General features: G+C 70.2%; 17 protein-coding genes and 2 tRNA genes. 11 read left to right on the top strand and 8 right to left on the bottom strand.

Translation table 11 applies throughout. From position 1 onward, the window contains the following. Positions 1–27: 27 nt before the first annotated feature. The 7 genes from ACH9D2_RS01490 to rpmH all read right to left on the bottom strand — a co-directional run bounded on the left by ACH9D2_RS01490 (position 28) and on the right by rpmH (position 4,735). Complete coding sequence (locus ACH9D2_RS01490; RefSeq protein WP_396360988.1) at positions 28–924, bottom strand: ParA family protein; 897 nt, start codon at positions 922–924, stop codon at positions 28–30. A 324-nt stretch (positions 925–1,248) separates the two neighbouring features. Next, positions 1,249–1,920: a 16S rRNA (guanine(527)-N(7))-methyltransferase RsmG gene (gene rsmG, locus ACH9D2_RS01495; RefSeq protein WP_396360989.1), complete on the bottom strand. Its 672-nt coding sequence runs from the start codon at positions 1,918–1,920 to the stop codon at positions 1,249–1,251. Then, positions 1,920–2,576 (bottom strand): R3H domain-containing nucleic acid-binding protein, encoded by a 657-nt coding sequence (locus ACH9D2_RS01500; protein ID WP_396360990.1) that lies wholly within the window; start codon positions 2,574–2,576, stop codon positions 1,920–1,922. The genes rsmG and ACH9D2_RS01500 overlap by 1 nt, the downstream gene beginning before the upstream one ends. Before the next feature lie 85 nt (positions 2,577–2,661). Next, on the bottom strand, positions 2,662–3,648 hold the full coding sequence (gene yidC, locus ACH9D2_RS01505; RefSeq protein WP_396360991.1) for a membrane protein insertase YidC: 987 nt from the start codon (positions 3,646–3,648) through the stop codon (positions 2,662–2,664). Further along, on the bottom strand, positions 3,645–4,085 hold the full coding sequence (gene yidD / locus ACH9D2_RS01510; RefSeq protein WP_133409627.1) for a membrane protein insertion efficiency factor YidD: 441 nt from the start codon (positions 4,083–4,085) through the stop codon (positions 3,645–3,647). Before yidD ends, yidC begins: the two co-directional genes overlap by 4 nt. Next, the gene (rnpA, locus tag ACH9D2_RS01515; protein WP_396360992.1) at positions 4,082–4,495 is read right to left on the bottom strand and encodes a ribonuclease P protein component; all 414 of its coding nucleotides are present in this window, start codon (positions 4,493–4,495) and stop codon (positions 4,082–4,084) included. The genes yidD and rnpA overlap by 4 nt, the downstream gene beginning before the upstream one ends. A 102-nt stretch (positions 4,496–4,597) precedes the next feature. Next, positions 4,598–4,735 (bottom strand): 50S ribosomal protein L34, encoded by a 138-nt coding sequence (rpmH, locus tag ACH9D2_RS01520; RefSeq protein ID WP_019181680.1) that lies wholly within the window; start codon positions 4,733–4,735, stop codon positions 4,598–4,600. Positions 4,736–5,394: 659 nt separating this feature from the next. On the opposite strand from rpmH, the gene dnaA reads away from it, so the two are divergent. The 10 genes from dnaA to ACH9D2_RS01570 all read left to right on the top strand — a co-directional run bounded on the left by dnaA (position 5,395) and on the right by ACH9D2_RS01570 (position 16,892). After that, the gene (gene dnaA / locus ACH9D2_RS01525) at positions 5,395–6,972 is read left to right on the top strand and encodes a chromosomal replication initiator protein DnaA (RefSeq protein ID WP_396361002.1); all 1,578 of its coding nucleotides are present in this window, start codon (positions 5,395–5,397) and stop codon (positions 6,970–6,972) included. A gap of 630 nt (positions 6,973–7,602) precedes the next feature. Then, positions 7,603–8,727, top strand: a complete 1,125-nt coding sequence (gene dnaN / locus ACH9D2_RS01530; protein WP_396360993.1) for a DNA polymerase III subunit beta — start codon at positions 7,603–7,605, stop codon at positions 8,725–8,727. A 36-nt stretch (positions 8,728–8,763) separates the two neighbouring features. After that, positions 8,764–9,984, top strand: coding sequence for a DNA replication/repair protein RecF (recF, locus tag ACH9D2_RS01535; RefSeq protein WP_396360994.1), 1,221 nt, complete (start codon positions 8,764–8,766; stop codon positions 9,982–9,984). Continuing rightward, positions 9,981–10,646 (top strand): DUF721 domain-containing protein, encoded by a 666-nt coding sequence (locus ACH9D2_RS01540; RefSeq protein WP_396360995.1) that lies wholly within the window; start codon positions 9,981–9,983, stop codon positions 10,644–10,646. Before recF ends, ACH9D2_RS01540 begins: the two co-directional genes overlap by 4 nt. Positions 10,647–10,995: 349 nt before the next feature. After that, the gene (gene gyrB, locus ACH9D2_RS01545; protein WP_396360996.1) at positions 10,996–13,083 is read left to right on the top strand and encodes a DNA topoisomerase (ATP-hydrolyzing) subunit B; all 2,088 of its coding nucleotides are present in this window, start codon (positions 10,996–10,998) and stop codon (positions 13,081–13,083) included. Positions 13,084–13,173: 90 nt separating this feature from the next. Next, a complete protein-coding gene (gene gyrA / locus ACH9D2_RS01550) occupies positions 13,174–15,867 on the top strand; it encodes a DNA gyrase subunit A (protein ID WP_396360997.1) in 2,694 nt (897 codons plus the stop codon). After that, on the top strand, positions 15,864–16,478 hold the full coding sequence (locus ACH9D2_RS01555; protein WP_396360998.1) for a DUF3566 domain-containing protein: 615 nt from the start codon (positions 15,864–15,866) through the stop codon (positions 16,476–16,478). The genes gyrA and ACH9D2_RS01555 overlap by 4 nt, the downstream gene beginning before the upstream one ends. Positions 16,479–16,573: 95 nt before the next feature. Continuing rightward, positions 16,574–16,647: transfer RNA gene (locus ACH9D2_RS01560), tRNA-Ile, on the top strand. Positions 16,648–16,680: 33 nt separating this feature from the next. Then, positions 16,681–16,803: a hypothetical protein gene (locus ACH9D2_RS01565; protein WP_396360999.1), complete on the top strand. Its 123-nt coding sequence runs from the start codon at positions 16,681–16,683 to the stop codon at positions 16,801–16,803. 13 nt (positions 16,804–16,816) lie between these two features. Next, positions 16,817–16,892: transfer RNA gene (locus ACH9D2_RS01570), tRNA-Ala, on the top strand. Between the two features lie 305 nt (positions 16,893–17,197). On the opposite strand, the gene ACH9D2_RS01575 is transcribed toward ACH9D2_RS01570, so the two are convergent. Further along, complete coding sequence (locus ACH9D2_RS01575) at positions 17,198–18,070, bottom strand: hypothetical protein (RefSeq protein ID WP_396361000.1); 873 nt, start codon at positions 18,068–18,070, stop codon at positions 17,198–17,200. Positions 18,071–18,229: 159 nt separating this feature from the next. Between ACH9D2_RS01575 and ACH9D2_RS01580 the strand changes: the two genes are divergently transcribed. Then, positions 18,230–18,775 carry a peptidylprolyl isomerase gene (locus tag ACH9D2_RS01580; RefSeq protein WP_396361001.1) on the top strand — a complete coding sequence of 182 codons (546 nt, stop codon included), beginning with the start codon at positions 18,230–18,232 and terminating at the stop codon, positions 18,773–18,775. The last annotated feature ends 54 nt before the right edge of the window (positions 18,776–18,829 follow it).

Genomic DNA, 18,829 nt, shown 5'->3' on the forward strand with positions numbered 1-18,829 from the left:
CGGACGGGGGAGTGACCGAGCTGTTCCTCAGTGCTCGGAGCGCAGGGCGATCTCGGCCGCCGCTTCCAGGTAGGACAGCGCTCCCGTGGAACTCGGGTCGTAGTTGATGACGCTCTGCTGGTAGCTCGGTGCCTCCGAGATCCGCACCGAGCGCGGGATCATGGTCTCCAGGACCTCCGAAGGGAAGTGGTTGCGCACCTCCTCGGCCACCTGGGACGCGAGGTTGGTGCGGCCGTCGTACATCGTGAGCAGGATGGTCGAGACCGACAGGTCCGGATTCAGGTGCTTCTGGATCATCTCGATGTTCTTGAGCAGCTGGCTGAGCCCCTCGAGCGCGTAGTACTCGCACTGGATGGGGATCAGCACCTCGGTGGCCGCCACGAACGCGTTGAGGGTCAGCAGTCCGAGACTCGGCGGGCAGTCGATGAAGACGTAGTCCAGGCGCGGCAGCCCGTCCGCCTCCCGCTGGCGTGCGTAGGCCTCCAGTGCCCGCCGGAGCCGGTGCTCCCGCGCGACCATGGAGACGAGCTCGATCTCCGCGCCGGCCAGGTCGATGGTGGCCGGGACGACCCACAGGTTCTCCGCCTCCGCGGACGGCTTGACGACCTCGGCGATGGGCATCTCGTCGATCAGCACGTCGTAGGTGCTGTCGACCTCGGAGCTGTGCTCCACGCCGAGAGCCGTCGACGCGTTGCCCTGGGGGTCGTTGTCGATCACGAGCACGTTCTGGCCCTGCCGGGCGAGGGCCACGGCCAGGTTCACCGACGTGCTCGTCTTGCCCACGCCGCCCTTCTGGTTGCTGATCGTGAAGATCCGCGTTGCGGCGGGCTTCTCCAGCTGGACCTTCTTCAGCCTGGCGCGTCGCCTGGTCTCCTCCACGAGCTTCCTCCCCAGCGGCGTGTCCTCCGCCATCGTTGTGGTCATCTTGGGCAGCTGTCCGTCCGTTTCACGTGAAACACGAGTACCCCGGTCAGGAACAACCTTGATCGATTGATCAAGCGGATCGGGGGGAAACTCGGCGTCGAAGCCTCTCGGACTTCCCGCGCCGTCGTCGATCGGCATCTGACTGCGCACCTTCCCGGTTCGTCTCGAACTCGTTCCGTCGGAGCACGCCTCCCGTGGGGGAGGGGTGCCTGGGGCCGCGCCGCAGGTCGGATCGCCGTCGGCCCGGGGCCGAGCTCGGCGCACCGCCCGTGGCACACTCCTCCCAGCCTACCGTCGCCGCCGGACGCGGCCGGCGGCGCGTGCTCAGAGCCGGACCCGGACCACCGTGGTCGGTTCCTCGAGCAGGCCCTCTCCGGCCGTGACGATCTCCGTGTCGCGGGCGCCCAGACGGTCCAGCTTCTTCTGCGCCCTGCGCACCTCGTCGGCCGCCGACCGTCCCTTCAGGGCGAGCAGCTCACCGGTGCCCCGGAGCAGTGGCAGGGTGATGTCCACGAGCCCCACCAGGGCCGAGACCGCCCGGGCGGTGACCACGTCCACCTCGCCGACCTCGTCCTTGGCCTGCTCCGCCCGGGCGCGCAGCACCCGCACGTTCGCAAGCCCGAGGTCGGCCACGACCTCGTCGAGCCACTGCACGCGCCGCTCCAGCGGCTCGATGAGCGTGATCCGCAGGTCGGGGCGGGCCAGGGCGAGGCACAGTCCGGGCAGACCCGCGCCCGAACCGACGTCCGCCACGCGGGCGTCCGGGGCGATGTGCTCCTCCACCACGGCACAGTTGAGCACGTGGCGGCTCCAGAGCCGGGGGACCTCACGGGGACCGATGAGCCCCCGGACGATGCCCGAGGACGCCAGGTGCGCCACGTACCGCTCCGCCAGGGGCAGCCGCTCGCCGAACAGCCGCTCGGCGGCGCGCCGCTCCCGGTCGTCCGGGACCGGGGGGTCCTGCGGGGCGGGGGAGGGGCGCTGCTCCTCGGACATCAGCCCTGCGGAACGGACACGACGATGTGCCGTGCCGCCCCTTCGCCCTCGGACTCGCTGACGAGACCCTGCTCGGCGACCACGTCGTGCACGATCTTGCGCTCGTAGGCGGACAGGGGGTCGAGGTGCACGCGCTCCCCGGTCTCCCGGGCCTCGCGCACGGCCGAGAGCGCCAGCTCCTGGAGCTCGCCCGCCCGGCGGCGGCGGTAGCCGCCGATGTCCAGGACCAGGCGGGAGCGGCGGTCGGTGGCGGCGAGGACGGAGAGCCGCAGGAGCTCCTGGAGGGCCTCGAGGACCTCCCCGTCCGCACCGACCAGCACCGAGAGGGCCTCGTCGTCGTCCCCGTCGGCCACGACCGACAGGTACGTGCGGCCGTCGCGGACCTCGATGTCGATGTCGCCGTCGAGGTCCGCCGTGTCCAGAAGCTCCTCGAGGTAGTCGGCCGCGATCTCGCCCTCCTCCTCGAGCGGGTCCGTCGCGGTGCCGTCCTCGCCGGGGCCGGCGGGCTCCTGCTCGGCCTCCGGTCGGTCCGCACTCGGGGCCTCGGGCGCCTGCGGGACAGGAGTCTCCGTCCGCACGCCCTGCTCGGCGTCGCCGCCCGGCGTGGGGGGCTGCACGCCGTCGGCGTCCTGGGTGGTCTGCCGGGTGTCGGTCATGTCGTCTCCTGGGGCCGTGGAAGCACGGGGCCGGGCGTGTCGGCCCCGTACGGGGAGGGGGTCGAGCCGGATCGACCGGCCGGGGTCATCGTGCCTGTTTCCGCTTCGCCTGCTGCTTCTGGCGCTTCTTGCCGACCGGCTGCTGACGCTGCCCGGCGGCGGCGCGGGCGCGCTGCTCCTCGACCTCGGCCTCGTGCTCCTCCTGGGTCTTGCCGAGCGGGGGGAGCCCCTTCGCGGCGCGGCGCTCGTTGAGCTCCTGCTCGGCCTGCGAACCGGGGGTGGGGTTGTTGCGGATGACCCACCACTGCTGGCCCATGGACCAGAGGTTGGAGACGGTCCAGTAGATGAGGACGCCGATGGGGAAGTTGATGCCGCCGATCGCGAAGACCAGGGGGAACAGGTACAGCATCATCTGCTGCTGGCGGTACATGGGGGAGGCCTTGGCGGTCTCGCTCATGTTCTTGGCCGTCAGCTGCTTCTGCGTGAAGAACTGCGAGGCGGACATCGCGATGATCATCACGATCGCCAGGAGGATCGTGGCCACGTGGTTGCCGTCGCCCGGGTTGAGCAGCGTGGAGAACAGCGGGGCGCCGAAGAAGGTCGCCTCGTTGAAGGACTCCACGGTGGCCGCGTCCAGGACGTGCACGCCCTCGCCCGCCGCGGCGGAGCCGGGCACGCCGTTGAGCACCTGGAACAGTCCGAAGAAGATCGGCATCTGGACCAGGATGGGCAGGCAGGCGGAGAACGGGTTGGAGCCGTGGCTCTTGTACAGCTCCATCTGCTCCTGGGCCATGGCCTGCCGGGACAGCTGGTCCTTCTTGCCCTTGTACTTGGCCTGGAGCTTCGCCATCTCCGGCTGCAGCTCCTGCATGCCGCGCATGGACTTGATCTGCTTGAGGAACAGCGGGATGGTCAGCGTGCGCATGACCAGGGTCAGGCCCACGATGCACAGCACCCAGGTGATGCCCGCGGCGGGATCCATGCCGATGGCCGTGAGCATCTCGTGGAACACCCACAGCACGGCGGAGACGACCCACCTGAAGGGGAAGAGGATCATTTCGAACAGGTTCATGGGGAAGGCTCTCCTTGGGCCGCGGGGCCGGTGCCCCCGGCGGGGTGGTGCTGGTGGCGCTCGGCAAGGGTGGGATGGTTCAGCAGGACGATCCGGGGAAGGGACGCGAAGTCGGGGAAGACCCGACCGCCGTCCGGGACCCTGTCGATCCCACCCGCCGCCCAGGGGTGGCAGCGGAGGAGCCTGCGGACACTGAGGCCCAGGCCGCGCACGGCGCCGTGCACCGTGACGGACTCGAGCGCGTAGGCCGAGCAGGAGGGGAAGTACCGGCAGACGTCGCCGTACAGGGGGGAGACGATGGTCCGGTAGAGCTTGAGACCCGCGATGAGCGCGTTCTGCGGGAGGAACCACAGGACCTGCCACGCCGACGCCGGGCGGACGAACTCGTGGGGAGCCGCCGCGAGGAGGTCCTCGGGCGCGTGAGCGTGCTCGCTCATGACTCCGGCTCCTCCCGTGCGGGTCGTCGGTCTCCTGCGGTGGTCGTCGTCCCGGCGGCCCCGGGAACCCCGGCCCGCGCGGACGCCGTCCGCCACGCCTTCGCGTAGTCGTCGGCCAGCTCCGCCCAGTCCGCGCGGGAGGCCGGCGGCAGCGCGCGCACCACGACGTCGTAACCGTACGGGGCCTCCCTGACCGTGGTCTGGGCGAGCTCCCGGAGGCGTCGCTTCACCTTGTTGCGGCGCACGGCGTTGCCCACGGCCTTCGAGACGACGAAGCCGACACGGGCCGGCAGGTCCTCGCCGGTGGGACGCACATAGACGACGACGTTCCGGCGCCCGTTGCGGGCGCCGGAACGCGTGGTGGCCGAGAACTGGCCCGAGGTCCGGATCCGGTGCTGTTCAGGCAGCACGGTCCCGCTCCTGCGCGACCGGTGGCTCAGGCGGCTCCGGCACGGCGACGACCGCCCGTCGCGGGGCGGTCGTCGGGAGCGCCGGCGCCGACACGGGCCGGCTCAGGCGGAGAGCTCGGTGCGGCCCTTGCTGCGGCGGGCGGCGAGGATGGCGCGGCCGGCGCGGGTGCGCATCCGGGCACGGAAGCCGTGCTTCTTGGCGCGACGGCGGTTATTCGGCTGAAAAGTCCGCTTGCTCACTGGTTACTCCAAAGGCGTCAGGGTGTGCGTCCGTCCTCGTGCTCCTCCGCACCGGATTCGGCGCGGACGAGGGGGACGGTCACAGCGGTGCTGGTGGATGCGTCCGAGCATGCGGATGGGCATGACGGTGGACACAAAAGACTGTTTCACCCTAGACAACGGGCAGGGGTCGGTCAAATCGGCGACGGGTGGCCGCAGGCCCCGACGCCACCGTGGAAGGACCGGGGCGGCCGGGGACGAGCTGTATCGGGTGCTGATCGGGTGCCGGAGCCGGCGCCGGGAGGCCCGGCGCCGCTGTGCAGTTCACATCCTACCCACAGCTGTGCACGGATCTTCATCACATCCTGTGGAAAACTGGTCCGGCCGCAACCGCGGAACCGCGCGGATCAGGGGCGGAACTACACGCCTGTAGTTCCCGGAGCGCCCGGAAAACGGCTATGAACTGGTCTGACGCATGTTCTAGGCTGGCACTCGCGGCTGGCCCCCGACAGCTTTTCCACCGTTGTGAACAACGCTGTGGACAAGATCCCCGCCGAGGGGCCGGGACGACCTGTCCACCGCCTCGTCATCCCGACGACATCTCGACGACAGCAGGAGTACGCGTGGGCACGCAGGACAATCAGGCGCTCAGTGCGCAGTGGGCGGAATGCGTGCAGTACATGTACGAGGACCCCATCACCACGGGGCGCTACCGGGGCTTCATCTCGCTGGCCCAGCCCCAGGGGCTCATCGGCACCACGCTGCTCGTCGCGGTCCCCAACGAGCTCACCCGCGAGTTCTTCCAGAACCAGATGGCGTCCGTGCTCCGGTCCTCCGTGGGCCGCGCCTTCAGTCCCGAGACGCTCGTGGCGTTCGTGGTGGACGCCGACCTCGAGACCGCTCCCGCACCGGAGGCCGGGGCCTCGACGCCCACCGCGGCCCTGCCCTCGATCAGCGAGCTCGAGGCGGAGCGCAACCGCACCGACCTGCCGGCGCGCGTCGACCACGCCGACACCGCCGACGCGGTGGAGGTCGACCGGCGGACGAGCGGGCTCGACCGGCAGCCCGTGGGCCTCATGGCCCCGGAGCCGGCGCCCCGCTCCGCCCTGGGCACCTCCGACCGGACCCTGCCGCCGCCACGGGACCCCCGGGCCGCCCCGCCCCGGCGTCCCGTCCAGGACACCGGAACCGCTCCTGCCGTGGTGGGGGAGTGGGACAGCTCGGCACGGCTGAACCCCAAGTACGTCTTCGACTCGTTCGTGATCGGCCAGTCCAACCGGTTCGCCCACGCCGCGGCGTTCGCGGTGGCCGAGACGCCGGCCAAGGCCTACAACCCCCTCTTCATCTACGGGGAGTCCGGCCTCGGCAAGACGCACCTGCTCCACGCGATCGGCCACTACGCCAAGCGCCTCTACCCCCAGGTGCGGGTGCGCTACGTGAACTCGGAGGAGTTCACCAACGACTTCATCAACTCGATCCGCGACGACGAGGGCTCCTCCTTCAAGGAGATCTACCGCAACGTGGACATGCTGCTGATCGACGACATCCAGTTCCTCGCGGGCAAGGAGCACACGCAGGAGGAGTTCTTCCACACCTTCAACGCGCTGCACAACCACGAGAAGCAGATCGTGATCACCTCCGACATGCCGCCCAAGCAGCTCACCGGCTTCGCCGAGCGCATGCGCTCCCGGTTCGAGTGGGGCCTGATCACCGACGTCCAGCCCCCGGAGCTCGAGACCCGCATCGCGATCCTGCGCAAGAAGGCCACCAGCGAGGGCATGGACGCCCCGGACGACGTGCTCGAGTACATCGCCTCCCACATCTCCACCAACATCCGCGAGCTCGAGGGCGCCCTGATCCGCGTCACCGCGTTCGCCTCGCTGAACAAGCAGGCCGTGGACCTGCCCCTGGCCGAGCTGGTGCTCAAGGACCTCATCACCGACGACGGCGCGCAGGAGATCACCGCCGCCTCGATCCTGGCCCAGACCGCGGTCTACTTCGACATCACCCTCGAGGAGCTCAAGAGCAAGTCCCGCACCCGCACCCTGGTCACCGCACGGCAGATCGCCATGTACCTGCTGCGCGAGCTCACCGACATGTCCCTGCCGAAGATCGGCCAGGAGCTCGGCGGGCGCGACCACACCACGGTGATGCACGCGGACCGCAAGATCCGGACCCTGATGGCCGAGCGGCGGCAGATCTTCAACCAGGTCACCGAGCTCACCAACCGGATTAAGCAGCAGCAGCGCGAGGGCTGAGCCCGAACGGATCGACCCCTGGAGGGCCCGGCGGACCACCGCCGGGCCCTTTTCGTGTAGTTCGTCCACAGTCCCCGCCCGCGGGATCCCGGGCCCGGCGGCACTCCTGTGCACAGGGAATCCACCCCTGTGGAGCGCCTGTGCACAGGACAGAACCCACACCTGTGGATAAAATTGTGGAATTCGCGGTCCGACCGGTGGACAACCTCGGTACAACTCGGGGGAGGGCTGTGGAACCCGCGGAACCACGCGGATCTCGTCCACTGGCCCCGGGCGTTTCGGTGGACCGCGAACCACAGGAACTCAACAGGCCCGAACCGCCCGGAGCCTGGCCGAGAGGCAGTTATCCACAGATTCCACAAGGGTTATTAACACTCCCGTCCTTAAAGAGAGATCTGGCCAAACAACAAGAATCCTGGAGCCCCGACCCCGTCCGGGACGTTCCGGACGCCCGAACCACAAGAAGGCCGCCACGGGGCGGCCGAATCGCCGTCCCGTGAAACGGACCGATACGATGCAGAGGGCGAAGACCCCGTCCGCACCGCTGCACCTCGCGGCGCAGCAGGCACCGGGTCCTGTCAGGACCGTGGCTCCGCCGTCCTTGCTCAGACTGAAAGGCAGCAACCTCTCGTGAAGTTCTCCGTCGAACGCGATGTTCTCGCCGAGGCCGTCACCTGGACCGCACGGTCCCTCTCTCCTCGGCCCCCGGTCCCCGTGCTGTCCGGTCTGCTCATCCGTGCGGAGGGCGGTTCGCTCTCCATCGCGAGCTTCGACTACGAGATCTCGGCGCGGCTGTCGATCAGCGCCGACGTCCAGGAGGAGGGCACCACACTGGTCTCCGGCCGTCTGCTCGCGGACATCTGCCGCTCGCTGCCCTCCGCCCCGGTCGAGGTGCACGCCGACGAGGGCAAGGTGACGCTGACCTGCCGGTCCTCGCGCTTCAACCTCGCGGCCATGCCCGTCGGCGACTACCCCGAGCTCCCCGCCCTGCCGGACGTCTCCGGCGTGGTGGCCGGCGACGAGTTCGCCCACGCCGTGGCCCAGGTCAACATCGCCGCGAGCAAGGACGACACCCTGCCGATCCTCACCGGTGTCCGGGTGGAGATCGAGGGCGAGAAGATGACGCTGCTCGCCACGGACCGGTACCGGCTCGCGATGCGCGAGCTGACCTGGCGGCCCAGCGCCCAGGACATCTCGACGGCCGCCCTGATCAAGGCCCGCACCCTCAACGACATCGCCAAGACCCTCGGCCCTGCCGGCGACATCAACATCGCGCTGTCCGACTCCGCAGAGCTCGTCGGCTTCGAGTCCGGTGGCCGCCGGACCACGAGCCTGCTCATCGACGGCGAGTACCCCAAGATCCGGTCGCTGTTCCCGGAGCACACCCCGATCACCGCGGCGGTGCGGACCACGGAGCTCGTCGAGGCCGTCCGGCGCGTCTCGCTCGTGGCCGAGCGCAACACCCCCGTGCGCCTGGCCTTCACCCAGGGCCAGGTGGCGCTGGACGCCGGGACCGGCGAGGACGCCCAGGCCTCGGAGGTCCTCGACGCCCACCTCACGGGCGACGACATCACCGTGGCCTTCAACCCGACGTACCTGTCCGAGGGCCTGCACGCCTTCGCCTCCGACTACGTCCGGTTCTCCTTCACCGCCCCGCCCAAGCCGGCCGTGCTCTCCGCCCAGGCCGAGCCCGAGGGCGAGGACAAGGACGACTACAAGTACCTGCTGATGCCGGTGCGGCTCCCCAGCCAGTGACCGGCCGGCCCGGAACCGGAAGCTGCTGATCCCGGCGTGTTCGTCGACCACCTCTCGCTGCTCGACTACCGGACGTATGCCCATCTGGACATACGTCTCGCACCCGGGACCACCGTGTTCCTGGGGCCGAACGGCGTGGGCAAGACGAACATCGTCGAGGCCCTGGACTACACGGCCGGCCTCTCCTCCCACCGGGTGTCTTCCGACGGGCCGCTGATCCGCTTCGGCGCCGAGCGCGCGATCGTCCGCGTCCGGGTGCGCCGCGGTGGGCAGCAGACCGTCCTGGAGCTCGAGCTCAACGACGGCCGGGCCAACCGGGTGCGCATCAACCGCGCCTCCCCGGTGCGGGCCCGTGACGCGCTCGGCATCGTGCGGACCGTGCTGTTCTCGCCGGAGGATCTGGCCCTCGTGAAGGGCGACCCCTCCCACCGCAGGCGCTTCCTCGACGACCTCGCGAAGTCCATGCGCCCGGTCCTCGCCGGCACCCTGGCCGACTACGAGAAGGTGCTCAAGCAGCGCAACGCGCTGCTGAAGTCGGCCCGCCGGAGCGGCCGGTTCACGGACACCCACCGGTCGACGCTGGCCGCCTGGAACGACCAGTTCGCCCGCGCCGGAGCCGGCATCCTGCACGCGCGGCTGCAGCTCGTCGACGCGCTGGCGCCCCAGGTCGCGACCGCCTACGGCCAGCTCACGGACGGGAGCAAGGAGACGACCCTGCGCTACGTGTCCTCGGTGCTCCCCGAGAGCGCGGCCGGGGACGTCGAGCGGCTGCGGGGGTTCACCCCGGCGGACCTCCACCAGCTGATCCTCGACGCGTGCGCGGTCTCGGAGCAGCGGGAGCTCGAGCGGGGGCTGACCCTCGTGGGCCCGCACCGTGACGAGCTCGAGCTGGTGCTCGGCGAGGCCCCGGCCCGGGGCTACGCCTCGCACGGCGAGACCTGGTCCTACGCCCTCGCGCTCCGGCTCGGCTCCTGGTACGTGCACCTCGCGGACGACCCCACGGAGGGCGCGGCACCCATCCTCGTCCTGGACGACGTGTTCGCGGAGCTCGACGCCCGCCGTCGCAGCCGCCTCGCCGCGATCGTGGCCTCCGCGGAACAGGTGCTCGTGACGGCCGCGGTCGAGGAGGACCTGCCGGCCGAGCTCGTCGCCGGCCCGCACGACATCGTGCGGGTGGGGCCGGGCACGGCCGTCCGGGACGACGAGCCGGTGCGCGCCGGCGGCGGAGCGGAGCCGGAGGAGGCGTCGTCGTCGTGACCCGGCGCGAGCGGGGGGACCGTCGTCCCGGTCCCGACGAGCCCGTGGACCCACCGGTCCCCGAGGCGAACGTCGTGCGGATCGAGGACGAGATCGACGCGCCGGCGGCGCTGCTCACGCGGATGCGCCACGCCGCGGAGGCCCGCGGCGACGGCCGGCTCTACGGGGCGGCGGCCCGGCGCAACCTCAAGGGCTTCGGCGCCGCGATGGAGTCGGCCACCGCGTCGCCCGCCGAGCGCCTCGGACGCCGGGGCAACGACGTGGACCCGCGGGCGCTCGGCGGGTACTCGGGGGCGGGGCGCTCCGCCCGCGACCCCCGGGGCGTGGGCGCGGTGCTGGACGGGCTCGTGTCCGGCCGCGGCTGGAAGGCGCCGGTCGCCGTGGGCTCGGTGCTCTCCCGCTGGGACGACCTCGTGGGCCCGGGCATCGCCGGGCACTGCCGGCCGGAGAGCTTCGACGAGACCGTGGTGCGGGTCCGGTGCGACTCGACCGCCTACGCCGCGAACCTCCGGCTCATGGTCCCGCAGCTGCTGCGCATGTTCGACGAGCACCTGGGGGAGGGCATCGTCACCCGGATCGAGATCCTCGGCCCCACCGCCCCGAGCTGGAAGCGCGGCCGCCGCTCCGTGCAGGGCCGCGGGCCCCGCGACACCTACGGATGAGGCGGACGGCCCGGACCGCTGAGCGGCCTCGTGGCGCGCTGCGGCCCCCCGGGAGCGTCCTGGGGGTGGCGGAGCGGAGGAAAAGTGGTCCTGAGGCCCTTTCCAGGCCGCTCAGAGGGACCTGCGAGCACCCCGGGCCCACGGTTTTCCGATAGAATCGGTTCCAGACAGCAATCGACGGACCGGGCCCCCACGGCCGATCGCGGAACCCCGCCCGCGGCGCGGGCACCCGGAGACGTCGACCCGTTCCGACCCTGCACGAGCCGATGAGCCGCCGAACGTCTCATCGGCGTTCTCCTGTGCCGTCCGGAGCGGGACCGGTGTGCCCAACAGGAGGAGCCAGGAACCCGTGGCAACAGAGGATCCGCAGAAGCGCGAGTACGGTGCCGGTGACATCACCGTCCTGGAAGGTCTCGAGGCCGTCCGGAAGCGACCCGGCATGTACATCGGCTCGACCGGCCCTCGGGGGCTGCACCACCTCGTGTACGAGGTGGTCGACAACTCGGTCGACGAGGCCCTGGCCGGCTACTGCGACCACATCGAGATCACCCTCCAGGCCGACGGCGGCGTCAAGGTCGTGGACAACGGCCGCGGCATCCCCGTGGACATCCACCCGACCGAGGGCCGGCCCACCGTCGAGGTCGTCATGACGATCCTGCACGCGGGCGGCAAGTTCGGCGGCGGGGGCTACGCCGTCTCCGGCGGGCTGCACGGCGTGGGCATCTCCGTGGTCAACGCGCTGTCCCGGCGCGTCGAGACCGAGGTGCGGCGCCAGGGCTCCGTCTGGCGGATGGTCTTCGCCGACGGCGGCATGCCCCAGGGCGAGCTGGTCCAGGGCGGGGAGACGTCGGAGACCGGCACCACCCAGGTCTTCTACCCGGACCCCGGCATCTTCGAGACCGTCGACTTCGACTTCGAGACGCTGCGGGCCCGCTTCCAGCAGATGGCGTTCCTCAACAAGGGACTGCGGATCACCCTGACGGACGAGCGGGCCCCGGAGGAGTCCGGCGAGGAGATCGCCGGCTCCGCCTCGGACCGCACCGCCTTCCACGCGGAGGCCGAGCCGGTCGAGGGCCGCGACGGCGGCACCGACGTCGCCCGGCTCAACCACGAGGACCAGGACGGCTCCGGCCACCGCCGGGTCGTCTACAAGTACGACCACGGCCTGCTCGACTACGTGACGTTCCTGAACACGTCCAAGAAGGCCGACCTCGTCCACGACGACGTCATCGCGCTCGAGTCCGAGGACACGGAGCGGAAGATGTCCCTCGAGCTCGCCATGCAGTGGACCACGGCGTACACCGAGTCGGTGCACACGTACGCGAACACGATCAACACCCACGAGGGCGGCACCCACGAGGAGGGCTTCCGCTCGGCCATGACCTCCCTCGTGAACCGCTACGCCCGGGAGAACAAGCTGCTCCGGGACAAGGACGAGAACCTCACGGGCGACGACGTCCGCGAGGGACTCACGGCCGTCATCTCGATCAAGCTCGCCGAGCCCCAGTTCGAGGGCCAGACGAAGACCAAGCTCGGCAACTCCGAGGCGAAGACCTTCGTCCAGCGCGAGGTGAACAACCGGTTCGGCGACTGGCTCGAGCGCAACCCGGCCGCGGCTCGGGAGATCATCCGCAAGGCCATCAACGCCTCGCAGGCCCGGCTCGCGGCCCGCAAGGCGCGCGAGACCACCCGCCGCAAGGGCCTGCTCGAGTCCGGCGGGATGCCGGGCAAGCTCAAGGACTGCTCGTCCAAGGACCCGTCCCTGTCCGAGATCTACATCGTGGAGGGCGACTCCGCGGGCGGCTCGGCGGTGCAGGGCCGCGATCCCGCGCACCAGGCGATCCTGCCCCTGCGCGGCAAGATCCTCAACGTGGAGCGCGCGCGGCTGGACCGGGCGCTGTCCAACGCCGAGGTCCAGTCGATGATCACCGCCTTCGGCGCGGGCATCGGCGACGACTTCGACATCGGCAAGGCCCGGTACCACAAGATCGTGCTGATGGCCGATGCCGACGTGGACGGCCAGCACATCACCACGCTGCTGCTGACCCTGCTGTTCCGCTTCATGCGCCCGCTCATCGAGCACGGCTTCGTCTACCTGGCCCAGCCGCCGCTGTACCGGATCAAGTGGTCCAACGCCCCGCACGACTACGTCTACACGGACGCCGAGCGGGACGAGGCGCTGGCGCGCGGGCTCGCCAACAACCAGCGCATCCCCAAGGAGAACGGGATCCAGCGCTACAAGGGCCTCGGCGAGATGGACTACACCGAGCTGTGGGACACCACGATGGACCCCGACCACCGCACCCTGCTGCAGGTGACCATGGAGGACGCGGCAGCCGCCGACCAGATCTTCTCCGTGCTCATGGGCGAGGACGTCGAGTCCCGCCGCGAGTTCATCCAGCAGAACGCCAAGGACATCCGGTTCCTCGACATCTGATCAGCGACACATGTCCCCTTCGGCATGCAATGACCGAGGACGGGACCTGCGCAGGACACCGAGGACCAGCAGACAGAACGGAAAGACCGCATGAGTGACGAGATCCAGGACGGACAGACCCCGGAGGACTCCGGGCTCGCCGGCGACCTCGAGCACACCCCCGTGCTGACCGACCGCGTGGAGCAGGTGGACCTGCAGACCGAGATGCAGCGGTCCTACCTCGACTACGCGATGGCCGTCATCGTGGGGCGCGCCCTGCCGGACGTCCGCGACGGGCTCAAGCCGGTGCACCGCCGCGTGCTCTACGCGATGTTCGACGGCGGCTACCGCCCGGACCGCTCCTTCAACAAGTGCGCCCGCGTGGTGGGCGAGGTCATGGGCCAGTACCACCCGCACGGCGACTCGGCGATCTACGACGCCCTCGTGCGGCTGATCCAGGGCTGGGTGATGCGCTATCCGCTCGCCCTGGGCCAGGGCAACTTCGGCTCCCCGGGCAACGACGGCGCGGCGGCGCCGCGGTACACCGAGACCAAGATGGCCCCCATCGCCATGGAAATGGTCCGGGACATCCACGAGGAGACCGTCGACTTCCAGGACAACTACGACGGCAAGAACCAGGAGCCGTCGGTGCTGCCGTCCCGGTTCCCCAACCTGCTGGTCAACGGCTCCTCCGGCATTGCCGTGGGCATGGCCACCAACATCCCGCCGCACAACCTGCGCGAGGTCGCGGACGGCGTGCAGTGGTACCTCCAGCACCCGGAGGTCTCCAACGAGGCGCTGCTCGAGGAGCTCCTGCAGCGGATCAAGGGCCCGGACTTCCCGACCGGCGCGCAGATCCTCGGCCACAAGGGCATCGAGGACGCCTACCGCACCGGGCGGGGCTCGATCGCCATGCGCGCCGTGGTCAGCGTCGAGGAGATCCACAACCGCACCTGCCTGGTGGTCACCGAGCTGCCCTACCAGGCGAACCCGGACAACCTGGCGATGAAGATCGCCGACCTCGTCAAGGACGGCCGGATCACGGGCATCGCCGACATCCGGGACGAGACCTCCGGGCGCACCGGCCAGCGCCTGGTGATCGTGCTCAAGCGCGACGCCGTGGCCAAGGTAGTGCTCAACAACCTCTACAAGCACACGCAGCTGCAGGACAACTTCTCCGCCAACATGCTCGCGCTCGTGGACGGGGTGCCCCGCACCCTGAGCCTCGACGCGTTCATCCGGCACTGGGTCACCCACCAGATGGACGTCATCGTCCGCCGCACCCAGTACCGGCTGCGGCAGGCCGAGGCCGAGGCCCACATCCTGCGGGGTCTGCTCAAGGCGCTCGACGCCCTCGACGAGGTCATCGCTCTCATCCGCCGCTCCCCGACGGCCGACGACGCCCGCACCGGGCTCATGGAGCTCCTGCAGATCGACGAGGACCAGGCGCAGGCCATCCTCAACATGCAGCTGCGCCGGCTCGCGGCCCTCGAGCGGCAGAAGATCCAGGACCGGCACGCGGAGCTCGCGCGGCTCATCGCCGAGTACACCGAGATCATCGCCTCGGAGGAGCGCCAGCGAGCCATCATCTCCTCCGAGCTCGACGAGATCGTGAGCCGCTACGGCGACGACCGCCGGTCCGAGATCATGTACGGCTACGACGGCGACATGTCGATGGAGGACCTGATCCCCGAGGAGGAGATGGTCGTGACCATCACCCGCGGCGGATACGTCAAGCGCACGCGCTCCGACCAGTACCGGTCCCAGCGGCGCGGCGGCAAGGGCGTCAAGGGCGCGCAGCTGCGCGGGGACGACGTCGTCGAGCACTTCTTCGTCACCACCACCCACAACTGGATCCTGTTCTTCACGAACCTGGGCCGGGTCTACCGCACCAAGGCGTACGAGCTGCTCGAGGCGGGCCGGGACTCCAAGGGCCAGCACGTGGCGAACCTGATGGCCTTCCAGCCGGGGGAGCGGATCGCGCAGGTCATGGAGCTGCGCTCCTACGGCGACGCCCCGTACCTGGTGCTCGCCACCCGCAAGGGCCTCGTCAAGAAGTCCCGGCTGATGGACTACGACACCAACCGCACGGCCGGGGTGATCGCGATCAACCTGCGCGACGACGACGAGCTCGTCTCGGCCCAGCTGGCGTCGGCGGAGGACGACCTGCTCCTGGTCTCCCGCAACGGGATGTCCCTGCGCTTCACCGCGAGCGACGAGGTGCTGCGCCCCATGGGACGGGCGACCTCGGGCGTCACCGGCATGAAGTTCCGCGACGGCGACGAGCTGCTCTCCGCCAACGTGGTCACCGACGACGCCTACGTCTTCGTGGTCACCGAGGGCGGCTACGCCAAGCGCACCAAGGTGGAGGAGTACCGGGTGCAGGGCCGCGGCGGCATCGGCATCAAGGTGGCGAAGCTCGCGGAGCAGCGCGGCCGGCTGGTCGGCGGGATCATCGTGGGCGAGGAGGACGAGGTCCTCGTGGTCATGGAGTCCGGCAAGGTCGTGCGCACCGGCGCCTCCGAGGTCCCGGCCAAGGGCCGCGACACGATGGGTGTGATCTTCGCGAAGCCCGCACAGGGTGACGCGATCACCGGCGTTGCCCGCAACGCGGACCGGGAGATCGCCGAGGAGGTCGACGCCGAGGCCGTGGCGGAGGTCGACGTCCAGCTCGACGAGACGATGGAGACGGCCGACGTCCTGGACGCCGAGGAGGACGACGAGCTCGAGTCCGTCCCCGGTTCCGGGGACACGACGGACGATGAAGTAGCGTTGGACCCGAACAACAACGGAGGTAACGCATGAGCTCGAGTTCCGGCTCCAACGCCGCCGGCAAGTCCGGACGCGCCCCCCTCGCGTCCGACCCCCGGACGGGGACCGGCGCACCGTCCGGGACGGCGAAGCCCGCGACGGGCGCACGGACCGCGCCGAAGCCGGCGAAGTCCGGCTCCGGGCCCGAGAAGTCCGGGCCCGCCAAGTCCGGCTCCGGTCCGGCCAAGAGCTCCCGGCCCGCAAGCTCCACGAAGGCCCTGGTCCGCCCGGCCCCGCGTCCGCGGGTGCGCCGGGCCCGGCTCGTGGTCTCGAAGGTGGACACCTGGTCGGTGCTCAAGCTCGCATTCCTGCTGTCGGTCGCGCTGGGGATCATCACCGTGGTCGCCGCGGTGGTGCTGTGGATCGTCCTGGACCTCACCGGCCTGTTCGACGGGATCAACGAGCTGCTCGGGATGCTGGGCGGCGCGGGCGGGGCCCTGGACATCAAGGACTTCCTGTCCCTGGGCCAGATCGCGATCTTCGCGACCATCGTCTCCGTGGTCAACGTCATCCTGCTGACCGCCCTGTCGGTGCTCGCCGCGCTGCTGTACAACATCGCGGCGGCCCTCGTGGGCGGGATCGGTCTCACCCTCACGGACGACTGATCCGGCACGGTCGCCGGAGTGCGGCCCGGCCGGGACGATTTGGCACGGGTCGGCAACTCCGGTATCGTTTCTTCTCGGTCCGCAAGGGCCGGAGAGGGCGTATAGCTCAGACGGTTAGAGCGCTTCGCTGATAACGAAGAGGTCCCAGGTTCAATTCCTGGTACGCCCACGGTTACCCTTTTCCGCAGCTCAGGAGGCAGGCGTGAACAGGAAAGTGGCTGCAGGTCTCGCCCTGATCGGGGCATCCGTCGCGGTGCTCACCAAGCTGCGGGAGGCCTCGGCCGACCGGACCGCCTGGGCGGACGCCACCGACGAGGTGGAGTAGCCCGGGACACAGCGGGGACGTGGCGCAATTGGTAGCGCATCTGCTTTGCAAGCAGAGGGTTAGGGGTTCGAGTCCCCTCGTCTCCACCACATCGGATCCCGATCGAGCACCCGCTCGGTCGGGATCTTCTCGTCCGTCCTCCAGGTCTGTGTTCCCCGTCCGGGTTCCCTCGGGCTGACCGCACGGCCGAGCGCCGGCCCGCCGGCGCCCTCACGAACGTGGTGCTCGGCGTGTGCACGGTACTGTTCGCCGTGCTCGGCCTTCACCGGGCCCGGGACACGCTCCAGGACGTGATCCTCCGGTCCCCGGTCCGAGCGGCGGGACCCGCGGAACGGCAGAGGCCCCCGCNCCGCTCCCTCCCGGGAGCGGGGGCCTCTGCCCGAACGGGCGGGGGTCAGGCCTCGTTCTCGTCCTTCTTGCCCTGGATCTGCTCTTTGACCTCGTGGATCGTGGTCTTGGCGTCGTCGCCGACGGACTTGGCGTTGTCCTTGACCTCGGAGGCGGCCCCCGAGACACCGCCGGACTCGCCGGCCGGGGTGGTCGAGTCCTTGACGTCGTCGACCTGCACGCCGTCGCCGGCGGCCACGGTGGACTGCTGGGCCACCGGGGACGCGGTCACGCGCGGGGACGTGGCGGCGGGGGTCTTCCAGGGGTCCTCGACGGGGCGCGAGGCCTTCCACGCGGCCACGCCGGCCACACCGCCGGCCGCGAGCAGGCCCAGCAGCAACAGACCCTTGTGGGACTTCTCGGCCTTCTTCTGCTGCTTGGCGTAGTCCTTGGCGACCTTCGCGGCGGCCTTCTTCGCGTTGGCCACGGCCTTCTTGTCGCCGGTGAGCTTCGCGACGATGGCCTCGAGCTGCTCCGGGGTGTCCGCGTCGGCGAACTTGCCCGCGAGCAGGGCCGCGGCACCGGCGTACTTCGCCTGCATCGCGGTGCGGCTCTCGGAGGCCCGGTCGGCGGCCTTCGCGGCCACGGGGCCGGCGGTCTTGGCGGCCTTCGCCGCGACCGGGGCGGTCACCGCGGCCGCCTTCAGCTTCGCGGAGCCGGAGAGGTCGTGGGCACGGCCCAGACCCTCCTGGACCTTCGGGCCGGCGGTCGCGACACCACCGGCGAGAGCCGCGGCGCCAGCCTCGACGCCGTGCTGGAGCCGGGGCGCGAGATCACCGATCTCCTTGGACGCCCACTTGCCGGCGTCCAGGACCCTGCTCTCCGCGGCCTTCTGCGCCGCGACGGCCTTCTTCTCGCTCTTGGACTTCTTGAAGCTCATGAATCCATCCCTCCTCGGGTCGTGACAATCCAATGTCAGCATACGGGCAGAGCCGTCGTGGCAGGAGGGTGTGCCGCGCAATCCCGGGCCTTTTCACTGTGCGCTGAACCCCGTGACCCCACCGGGGAGGGCCTCCGGAGGCCGTGCAAGAATGAGCGCATGACTTCTGCCATTCCCACCGCCAAGGCGACCATCCACACGAACCACGGCGACATCGTCGTGAACCTGTTCGGCAACCACGCCCCGAAGACCGTCAAGAACTTCATCGGCCTCTCGGACGGCACCCAGGAGTGGAGCGACCCGCGCACCGGCGAGAAGCAGACCGGGCCCCTGTACAAGGACGTGGTCTTCCACCGCATCATCCGCGACTTCATGATCCAGGGCGGGGACCCTCTGGGCCAGGGCATCGGCGGACCGGGTTACGAGTTCGACGACGAGATCCACCCGGAGCTCGACTTCAACGAGCCCTACGTCCTGGCGATGGCCAACGCCGGCAAGCGCAACGGCAAGGGCACCAACGGGTCCCAGTTCTTCATCACCACCGCCCCCACCACCTGGTTGCAGGGCAAGCACACGATCTTCGGCGAGGTGGCCGACGACGCGTCCCGGAAGGTCGTCGACGAGCTCAACAACGTCCGAACCGGCGGCATGGACCGCCCGGTCGAGGACTGCGTGGTCACCTCGATCGACATCGAGCAGCTCTAGATCCGAGCAGTATCCCCGTCCCGGCACCGCCGGGACGGGAACGGCGCAGGCCCG

Source organism: Kocuria rhizosphaericola, assembly GCF_044462205.1.
Taxonomy (GTDB): Bacteria; Actinomycetota; Actinomycetes; order Actinomycetales; family Micrococcaceae; genus Kocuria; species Kocuria rhizosphaericola.

Bases quoted from the DNA above. Each gene is read 5' to 3' on its own strand.
- yidD (WP_133409627.1), bottom strand. From the start codon at position 4,085: ATGAGCGAGCACGCTCACGCGCCCGAGGACCTCCTCGCGGCGGCTCCC.
- gyrA (WP_396360997.1), top strand. From the start codon at position 13,174: ATGAGTGACGAGATCCAGGACGGACAGACCCCGGAGGACTCCGGGCTC.
- ACH9D2_RS01490 (WP_396360988.1), bottom strand. From the start codon at position 924: ATGACCACAACGATGGCGGAGGACACGCCGCTGGGGAGGAAGCTCGTG.
- ACH9D2_RS01555 (WP_396360998.1), top strand. From the start codon at position 15,864: ATGAGCTCGAGTTCCGGCTCCAACGCCGCCGGCAAGTCCGGACGCGCC.
- ACH9D2_RS01500 (WP_396360990.1), bottom strand. From the start codon at position 2,576: ATGACCGACACCCGGCAGACCACCCAGGACGCCGACGGCGTGCAGCCC.
- ACH9D2_RS01575 (WP_396361000.1), bottom strand. From the start codon at position 18,070: ATGAGCTTCAAGAAGTCCAAGAGCGAGAAGAAGGCCGTCGCGGCGCAG.
- rsmG (WP_396360989.1), bottom strand. From the start codon at position 1,920: ATGTCCGAGGAGCAGCGCCCCTCCCCCGCCCCGCAGGACCCCCCGGTC.
- dnaA (WP_396361002.1), top strand. From the start codon at position 5,395: ATGTACGAGGACCCCATCACCACGGGGCGCTACCGGGGCTTCATCTCG.
- ACH9D2_RS01580 (WP_396361001.1), top strand. From the start codon at position 18,230: ATGACTTCTGCCATTCCCACCGCCAAGGCGACCATCCACACGAACCAC.
- yidC (WP_396360991.1), bottom strand. From the start codon at position 3,648: ATGAACCTGTTCGAAATGATCCTCTTCCCCTTCAGGTGGGTCGTCTCC.